This is a genomic window from Bacillus sp. sid0103, from assembly GCF_019219025.1.
Genome location: NZ_JAHUWN010000027.1, coordinates 74,842 through 84,392 on the forward strand (window position 1 = coordinate 74,842; position 9,551 = coordinate 84,392).

Genomic DNA, 9,551 nt, shown 5'->3' on the forward strand with positions numbered 1-9,551 from the left:
ATACTTTTGATATTTGTTCTCATTAATAACTTAACACCTTCTAAAATGTTTGTTTGTGATTTACATCATTAGTACATGGTAATGGTGAAATCTTCTAGGACGAAAAATGAATTTATTTAACAAAGAAAAGGAAATTTCTTCTAGCATAAAAAAGTATAAAAAGCCTCTCTCCTATCTCTAGGAAAGAGGCACTTCTATTAGTTTTTATTAATAATAAAATCAATCGTCTTTGTAGCTTTAGCAATTGCCCCGCCATCATTTTTAAAGATTGTTGATTTACTAGTTTCTGATGGTTCGATGTGAATGCTAAGTTTGTTTTCACCTGTATTTAGCTTGATGGTATGAGAGAAACTCATATCACTATTGATTGCTACAGGCTCTCCATTGATGGTAAGAACTCCATCTTTAATTGCATTTCCTTGTAAAGTGATGCTCTCTGAAGAGACTGTCTGCCCGTCTGTATGAGATGTCACCACAATCGGCTGATCAATCCAGCGGAGAATTTTATCCTGGACCACCATTTGATTGCCGCCTTGGTTTGTGACGGCTACTGACAAGTCAGTACCTTGTGCTCCGTACCCATAAAAGCTGACGTCATCATCATTGGTGTTTGCTGCTGTATGGTCAGGTAAGCCTTCTTGATCCCATGTGCCATTTTTTACGTATTTGTAAGTTAGCACTTCGCCTTCCTGTGCTTCGACCGTATATTCATAATCATTGGTGACAGCTCCGCCGCGTGTCATCTGCCATGCACCGGTATTCCAGCCGTTTTTACTGCCAGGCATCGTGATGTATATGCCTTGCGGAGTATAGGCTGGTGCATTCACTTTAAATGTTACCTTTACGGTTACTAGCTCAGGGATGACAGTAACCGAGTTGGATTTCACCATATTTCCAGCCCGGTCATAAATCTGAACTTCATACGTATACGATTTTCCATTTGTTACGTTGATATCTCGATATGATTGCTTTGAAATATCCAACAATTGATCAATCACTTCACCATCGCGGACTATCGCCATCATATAAGGGTCATTCGCGCCTTCGACCTTCCAAGAAAGATTGACCTGACCAGATTCCTTTTCCGGCTGTTCTAGAGTTACTTTTTCAGCGGGTGCTTTCGTATCGTCTCCTTTTGTGAAGCTTACTGACTGTGTTTTACTTGCTACCCAGCTTCGTCCCAAATCGTTGGAGAAAGCAAAACGATACTCATAAGATCCTTCTTTAAATGGAAGGAAATTAGCACTAAAGACATTGGACGTTTCCTGTTGACTCACATAACTAGCCTTATAAGAGGTCCAGAGATCACTTCCTGGCCTTTTAACTTCTAGCTTTGCCTGCAAGCCGTCTATTTGTCCTGCTTCTGTTTCACCCTTAATGTATATATTGGCTGTGATCGTTTCCTGCTTGGAAAGGTCGATAATACTAGATTCTAGGGCTGTAACGTTATCAATCTTGTAATTTTCTTCTGTTAACTCCACATGCGGAATAATAGCAGATTGGGTTTCTATCTTTTCAGAACTATTCCCATTTTTATCTAGCGCAACAACAGCAAAGTAATATTTACGACCATTGTCTAAGCCGTCAATGGTTACTGAGTTACTAGAGGTTTCTTTTACTTTTTGATAAAAAGCTCCTGAAATCGTCGTTTGGTAAATCGCATACTTTTTCGCATCGCCTTCCCACTTTAACGTTGCCGTATGGCTTCCTTCTTTAGCTGTTAATGCCGTAACCACTGACGGACGTTTTAAGTTTTGGCCTTTATCGGATACAAGCATGCGCCCGCTCATTGCCGGAACAGTAATGGTAAGATGTCCGTCTTTAGATATAGCTGTGTACTTTTGATCAAGCTGATCAGTAAACTTGATTCCATTAATCAATAAATCTTCAACATTAAGCTCAACTGTTTTCTCTACATTGCTTCGGTTTGTAATCACAACACCGACATTCTTTTTGTCAGAACGGGAAAAGGCAAGAACATCGCCTTTGGCATAAAGATGGGTCAAATCTCCATAACTAAACAAATCATGATAATCAGTTCTTACTTTTCCAATCGTTTGATAATGTTTGATCAAATCCTTATCCTCGTTACCCCATGGATAGGTTCGTCGGTCATCCGGGTCCTTTGAACCAGTTACTCCAGCTTCATCGCCATAATAAATCGTAGGTGCACCTGCATAACCCATTTGCAGGATGGCAGCAAGCTTTAAGCGCTGACTCCCAAGCTTCGGATTATAATTTTTATCAAACTCGGCCCTTTCATAAGAATCTGTACCGTTCCCCAAAATAAATGAAGCTCGGGCGGTATCATGAGAGCCCATTAAGTTCATAAGGGCATAAAATGCTTCCTTGGGATAGTCTTCATAAACGGCATTGAGCTGATTTTCTGCTCCTTCTGCATTTCCACTTTTTAAGTAATCAATCATTGCACCGCGGAATCTGTAATTCATGACGGAATCATATAAGTCCCCAAGGAAATATTCAGAAGCATCATCCCAGATTTCACCTAAAATTAATGGTTCGTCTTTCTTGCCTGTTTTCAGCTCCTTACGAAACTCACGCCAAAACTCAGGGTCCACTTCGTTTGCAACGTCTAATCGCCAGCCTGATGAACCGTTTTTAAGCCATGTTTTGGCCACTGAATCGTCATCATACATAATATAATTCGCGAATGACTTATTATTTAGCTCGGATGGATAATCCACTGCTTCACCAGGAATCGATTTGATTTCCGGAAGAGAATCATAGCCCCACCAGCTTTGGTATTTATAAACACCGTCTACCTTTTCATTTTGAATGTTAAACCAGTTTTGGAAGCCGTATGGGCTAAATACTTGTCCTTCCGCAATGAATTTTTCTTCCACTTGTTTTTTAGCTGCTTCCTCTGCTACCCCTTTATTGACAAGGTCATAGATGGCTGACCAATATTCATACGCACCAACTGTTGGATATTTTCCATAACGGTCAAAGTAAATCGAATCGTCACCAACATGATTAAACACGCCGTCTAAGATTAAATGCATTTTGCGTTTCTTTACTTCTTTAGCAAACGCTTGGAATTCCTCAGGAGATCCAAACATTGGGTCAACCGATTTGTAGTCTGCTGCATCATACTTATGGTTTGAAGCTGCTTCAGCAATAGGATTTAAATAGAGTGTGTTGACACCTAAAGATTGAATATAATCTAATTTCTTTTGAATTCCTGCAATATCTCCCCCAAAGAAATCATTTGAGAAAATTGCATCATCATCATATCCATCCGTATTTTCTAGACGAGGATTATCCGGTAAATCGGTCCAATCCTTTTCCTCGATTGGCTCGTTACCGCGTGCATTGGTTTTTGCATGATCATTGTTTTTATTACCATTGTTAAAGCGATCTGGGAAAATCTGATACACAACCGCTTCCTTCATCCAATCAGGTGTCTTATAGTTTGGATCATACACAGTTAACTGAAATAATGAAGCATTAGAATCAGCGGCCGTTCCTTTTCCCCCTTCTTGGACGTCTTCCCCGTACTCTTTCTGACCCTCTCCGTCACGCGCTATAAATTTATACCCATAAACACCCTTTTCTATAGGCTTTACTTCTGCCTCCCAAAACTCAACTGGCCCTCCCTTTTGCTCAAGCCAGCCCGCATACTCCATATCTACTGTTACGGTATTACCCGTGTTGTAGTTCTTCAACTGAACCTTTGCCCCGGTTAAGTCACCCTTCTTTGCTTGGAGACGAAGTTTAACTATGTCCCCAGCTTTAATGGCCCCAAACGGTGAACGGTATGCCGAATCCCAAGTATTGTGATAAAGCTTATCCCCCTGAACATTTCCGTCTGGTAAACCTGGGTCATAATCAGTGTATACTTCTTTTGTATCATGGTTATAAAAGAACGTAACCGTTGCGTCTTTTAATACATTTAATACAAAATTATTGTCTGGATACGCTGGTGCACTCCAATTGTTCCCAAGGACGATCTTAAATTCATGCTTTCCTTTAGGAACATGAGCAGTTAACGTATATAGATTGTCATGATCATCATCCTGTAAAATCGCTGTTGATTGATCAGGCGCCCACTCTCCACCAGCATTTAGCTCTGGCTGAATGTCACCGACAATCCTTGGCTTTTGATCATCTGGCAGTTCAATCGGTATCGTTACGCGATGCGTACGATCATCATAGAGGAACGTAACCTGTTGTTCTTTTTCAAGAGACAACTTGTAATTATCGCCTCCAGGCGCGCCGTTCACTCCATAGTTTTCATCCCATGAACCGTTTATGGCAATTTTATATTCATAGTTTCCTGCAGGCAATGTTCCTGACAGTATGTACCTCCCATTCTCCTGCAGCTTCATTTGTGTTGCGGATTCTGCAGGATTCCATTCACTAGAACCGCCGAGTTCATCTTGTAGGTTACCGACTAGCGTCACAACCCTCCCTTCCGCACTGGTTGGCATTGGGTGAAAAAAAGTCGTTCCTGCAATCGTTTGCACAATCAAAATGAAAAGTGCCAGATAACTGATAGACTTACGTACTTTTCCTTTCATGCATTTTCCTCCCCTATAAGTAATATTTTTTGAGCAAACGTTTGCGCAATTAAATAAAGAAAACGCTTACCTCTTGTTATTATCTCATCATCATTATTTTGATAAGAATAGGCCTTTATTACTTTTTTGTCTTCTGAATGTATGTAATTAGTCCTGTTTTTTTCAGAATATTATTTCATTTCTCTTCCTGAAGATAAAAATAGATCAAATCCAAAGAGACTTCTACCTTTTTTACGAAATAGTAAGTCTGAATTCTTATCAGCCTTAAACTCTACCATAACTTTTGACAACATCATAAATTCATGGTATATTTATCTCGAATTAAAGATAAATGAATTAAAGACAATAGTTTCATGTAATTTAGTAGATACTAGTTATGAATTCTTTATTTATATAATTGTTCATTATTGAGGGTAATGGGAGGATTTACAATGAATGGATTAAAAGGCATACATCACGTAACAGCAATTACGAGCAGTGCAGAAAAAAATTATCAATTTTTCACCTATGTTTTAGGGATGCGCCTAGTCAAGAAAACCGTTAACCAAGATGATATTCAAACCTATCACTTATTCTTTGCCGATGATGTTGGCAGCGCGGGAACCGATATGACCTTTTTTGATTTTCCCGGCATTCCTAAAGGCGTCCATGGAACCAATGAAATTTCAAAAACATCCTTCCGTGTTCCAAGTGATGCAGCGATTGAATACTGGAAGAAACGATTTGATCGTTTAGAAATAAAACATACAGGCATTAAAGAACAATTTGGTAAAAAAACAATCTCGTTTGTTGATTTTGACGACCAGCAATACCAATTAATTTCAGATGAACATAATCAAGGGGTTGCAGCTGGGACCCCTTGGCAAAAAGGCCCCGTTCCACTGGACTTTGCGATTACAGGATTAGGACCAATCTTTGTTCGTGTTGCCAATTTTGATTACTTTAAAGAAATGATGGAAAAAGTCCTTTTATTTAAAGAGATCGCACAAGAAGGCTCGTTTCATTTATTTGAAGTAGGTACAGGCGGAAATGGCGCACAAGTAATTGTTGAGTATAATGCGATCCTCCCACAAGCACGACAAGGTTTCGGGACTGTCCACCATGCCGCCTTCCGTGTCGATGATCGCTCAGTTTTAGAAGAATGGATAGGGCACATGGAAAGCTTCGGCTTCCAAACGTCCGGTTTCGTCGATCGTTTCTTTTTCGGTTCCTTATATACTAGAGTGGCACCACAGATTCTCTTTGAGTTTGCCACTGACGGCCCAGGATTTATGGGTGACGAACCTTACGAAACACTCGGTGAAAAATTATCTTTACCACCGTTCTTAGAACCAAAACGAGCACAAATCGAGAAATTGGTTAGGCCGATTGATACCGTCAGAAGTAGCATAGAATTCATCAAAGAATAAGTATGGTTTATATTGAAATTAAACAAAGAGCGAGGCAATGATGCCTCGCTCTTTGTTCAGGTCAGCGATTATGAAATGGTTTCTTTTTTCATTTCTTTTTCCAATTGTGCTACGCGGGCATCGATTGTACTGCGGTAAAATGAGCTGTTCACATGATGCTCCAAGCGGTCAAGATAGGTTTCGATCTCCTTGAACTTTGAATAAGATTTATCAGAGTATGAATTGGAATCAAGCACTTGGTTAATTTGAAGATTCGCGCGTGTCACATTTTCACGACCCATTAATTCCATCCGACGCAGATGCATATCTTTTACCTTATGCTTCATTTCTTCATATTTTCTTTCTAATTCACCCAACTGCGCATTAACTTGTTCAAGAGAAGTACGTAAACGTTCTGCTCGTTCGGTATATTGTTGTTGCTCCGCCAATGCGAATTGATATAGCTCAGTTTCCCCTGCTTTTGAAGCCACTTTCGCTTGATAGGTTCTTTTTTCAGCTAGTTCAACTGCCTGTTGGTATTCTCGTTGAAATTCATCCTTCAAGGTATATTGGCGTTCTACTAACTTTCGAACCTTTTCTGTTTCCAACTCACATTGGCGAAGGTATTGATTAAGATTGGCAATGGGATTTTTCTTTTCCTTATGATCAAGAGCCTCGTGTAAATCAGCTGTAATTGTGTTTTTAATTCTTGTAAATAAGTTTGTCATGTTATTCTCTCCTTTTTTAGGTAAATTGTATTTTTATTGCTTGGTTTGTCATAAACACCAAATCACTCTCTATTTTTGTAATTCATTCCATTGCTTTTCAAAATTGATGAATGGATCTGACTCTTCCTTCCCAATGACCGGCTTGCTCCTATTCCAATTTTTATAAACAAGGTATAGAACATAAGCAGCTGCGACACCAATAATTGCTGGAATATTGTGTAGTGAAGCTATCAAGACTATCCCACCAATAATCCCTAAACCAATTTTCCAGCCTGTGGATTCTGTTTTTAAGAACTTTTTGTAGATGAAATATAACAACGCCACACTTAGTACGAGTCCTACCATCGGACCTATTGTTGAAAGTAGAACGATGGCTGCAATTCCACCTGCTACAAGTAATCCAAATTTTTTCATTTTGTTTTTCCTCCTTTGTATTTCTTGATATCATCTTACCTTTTTTATTGAGTTATCATAATTGAGCCTAAGCTTGATTTTTAACTCAGCCCTAAGACGTATAAAGGGTCAGCCCCCCACTACAAATGTGTGAGAGACTGACCCAAATCCTATAAATTATTAATAAGTTTGTTCCCATCCCAAAACCAATGGTCCTCTTTAATGTTTATTCCTCCGATCCACCAATCACGTGAATCAAATTCAAAATGAATTTTATGGCCAGTTAAAATATCTAAACCATTAGACGAAAGCCAAAGTTTGGCTTTCGGTTCTGGATTATGAAAATTTGGTAATGGACTATCACACTCCAACAATGGATATGACGCATCCATCAGCTGGTTTAACATAGCTGCAAAATAAAGATCACTCATACCATCATTACTTCTTTGTTCGGCAATAGCTTGAAACAGTTCCACAAAGGAGCAAGTATTTCGTTCAAGATAATTTACTACAAAAGTTTCTACCTCATTTAGCCCTGTGTGTACTGAAGGAAAGTAGCTTAAGTGAGATTGTAATGCTTGTCTTAAAAAAGGTAATTTTGTATTTGAAGCGGCAATCCATTTTTCTATCTCCGTTGGATTCTTTGAGGTATATGCCTCCCAGCACGTAATCGCTTCATTTATTTGCTCATTTGTTATAGGTTGTTTTTTAGTATAAAAAAGTTCCTCTAATTGCTGTGAGGATAATTGACCCAGGCCATAAAAGGTGTCTACCCCCGGATACTCATTGATAGTCACCATTGATAAGTTCTTAAACTCTTTATTATATAGTTCATTTAGTAAATACATTAACATCGTTTGATCATATCGATCATGTTCAAACCAGAGGATCATCTCTGTTTCCCTTGGAACCCCAGCTAGAAATCGATTTTGATTTTCACAATTCTGAATGAATAAAGGAGCCGGTATAGCTACCTTTTTTTCAAAAAAATCGGCCCTGCGTCTGATCCAAATTTCATCTGAAATGTCATTGCAGAGTGGACCAAAATCATACATTTCCCGCCAAACGAGAACATCTCCTGGAAGATTTCCAAGCTTACTGCCCACAACATCCCCATTCACTAGATGAATCATATTTAAACCTCTTTTCTTGTTTTCATTCAATAGAAAAAGATGTTACTTGCATTCCTCTATTTTAACACGTAAATGCAATTACTCTTCTAATATACACATATACTAGTATGTTGCTAAGAGGATATTGCATATTTGTCTTTGCATATGCATATCGTTTTAAGACGGGAAAGGAGCCAAATGACTATGTATAGTACCGAAGTAAATAAAAAAATTGAAAGCATTGCACATCCAAAGGTCCAAAACATTGTAAGAACATGTATAGAAAAAGGATGTATGTTCAAACCTCATCCAAGTAACCCTAATTTAGTAAATTTATTTGACCCTGTACTCAGGAAAAATATTATTGGGGATATTAACCTTTTAAGTGAAAGAGGATATTTCACACTTGAAGTAGCAAATGGACGGTTCAAGACCTTTCGAAATGAAGTAATAGGATTGGATATCAATCATGATGATTTTGAAGATAAGGTATTAAGACGATTGAAGCGATAGTATCAATATGTAAGGACGTGGAAAAGGACAATGAACTTTTTGAATTCATTGCCCTTTTTTTGTTTATAGGTATTATTATTTTTATTGGCTTATTTTGTTGAAGTTCATCGCATTGGAGTCATTTTTCACGGTTTTTTTCTAATTTTTGTTGCCTTCATTTCCTGTGTTACACAAAAATTTAGCTTCTAGTTATATGTAGAGGCGGTTCATTTACCTTGTCGTACAAAAATCTGCTATCTCGGTAAATGAAGCAGCGGTTCATTTACTTTGTCGTACAAAAATCTGCCCTCTCGGTAAATGAAGAGGAGGTTCATTTACCTTGTTACACAAAAATTTGCCCTCTCGGTAAATGAAGAGACGTTTCATTTACCTTGTTGTACAATATTATGTCTTCTCGGTAAATGAAAAGGCGGTTCATTTACCTTGCTGCCAAAATATTCGACAGCTCGGGCAATGATGGAGGCTTCCTTATAACCCAGGGATTATTAGAGTTTAATACATAAAAAGGGGATTAGAATATAGAAATTGAATACAAAAAAACAACCTTTTCAGGTTGTTTTTTTCGTGCCTGGCAACGTCCTACTCTCACAGGGACGCGTGTCCCAACTACCATCGGCGCTGAGAAGCTTAACTTCCGTGTTCGGTATGGGAACGGGTGTGACCTTCTCGCCTTAATTACCAGACTATTTGGTTTGAGGTTTCATTCCCTCAAAACTAGATAATGCAGAAGAAGTTGTAAACTCGAGAAAGCCTTAAAAATGGTTAAGTCCTCGAACGATTAGTATCAGTCAGCTCCACATGTTACCACGCTTCCACCTCTGACCTATCAACCTGATCATCTTTCAGGGTTCTTACTAGCTTGCGCTATGGGAAATC

At 38.7% G+C, this 9,551-nt stretch carries 6 protein-coding genes and 2 rRNA genes; 2 read left to right on the forward strand and 6 right to left on the reverse strand.

Translation table 11 applies throughout. From position 1 onward, the window contains the following. Nucleotides 1-197 precede the first annotated feature (197 nt). Nucleotides 198-4,541: a pullulanase X25 domain-containing protein gene (locus KW850_RS25000; RefSeq protein ID WP_218350473.1), complete on the reverse strand. Its 4,344-nt coding sequence runs from the start codon at nt 4,539-4,541 to the stop codon at nt 198-200. A gap of 431 nt (nt 4,542-4,972) precedes the next feature. Here KW850_RS25000 and KW850_RS25005 point away from each other — a divergent pair, with 431 nt between their 5' ends. Then, nucleotides 4,973-5,950, forward strand: coding sequence for a ring-cleaving dioxygenase (locus KW850_RS25005; protein ID WP_218350474.1), 978 nt, complete (start codon nt 4,973-4,975; stop codon nt 5,948-5,950). Between the two features lie 68 nt (nt 5,951-6,018). Here KW850_RS25005 and KW850_RS25010 read toward each other — a convergent pair whose 3' ends face one another. The 3 genes from KW850_RS25010 to KW850_RS25020 form a co-directional block, all read right to left on the reverse strand. Continuing rightward, complete coding sequence (locus KW850_RS25010; protein WP_218350475.1) at nt 6,019-6,657, reverse strand: PspA/IM30 family protein; 639 nt, start codon at nt 6,655-6,657, stop codon at nt 6,019-6,021. 69 nt (nt 6,658-6,726) lie between these two features. Further along, the gene (locus tag KW850_RS25015; RefSeq protein WP_218350476.1) at nt 6,727-7,071 is read right to left on the reverse strand and encodes a lmo0954 family membrane protein; all 345 of its coding nucleotides are present in this window, start codon (nt 7,069-7,071) and stop codon (nt 6,727-6,729) included. A gap of 149 nt (nt 7,072-7,220) precedes the next feature. Continuing rightward, nucleotides 7,221-8,183: a DUF1835 domain-containing protein gene (locus tag KW850_RS25020; protein ID WP_218350477.1), complete on the reverse strand. Its 963-nt coding sequence runs from the start codon at nt 8,181-8,183 to the stop codon at nt 7,221-7,223. Between the two features lie 177 nt (nt 8,184-8,360). On the opposite strand from KW850_RS25020, the gene KW850_RS25025 reads away from it, so the two are divergent. Then, the gene (locus tag KW850_RS25025; protein ID WP_218350478.1) at nt 8,361-8,675 is read left to right on the forward strand and encodes a hypothetical protein; all 315 of its coding nucleotides are present in this window, start codon (nt 8,361-8,363) and stop codon (nt 8,673-8,675) included. Nucleotides 8,676-9,241: 566 nt separating this feature from the next. Here the strand turns inward: KW850_RS25025 and rrf are convergent. Both rrf and KW850_RS25035 read right to left on the reverse strand, forming a co-directional pair. Beyond that, nucleotides 9,242-9,358: ribosomal RNA gene (gene rrf, locus KW850_RS25030) — 5S ribosomal RNA — on the reverse strand. Nucleotides 9,359-9,433: 75 nt separating this feature from the next. Further along, nucleotides 9,434-9,551, reverse strand: a 23S ribosomal RNA gene (locus KW850_RS25035); the annotation flags it as partial.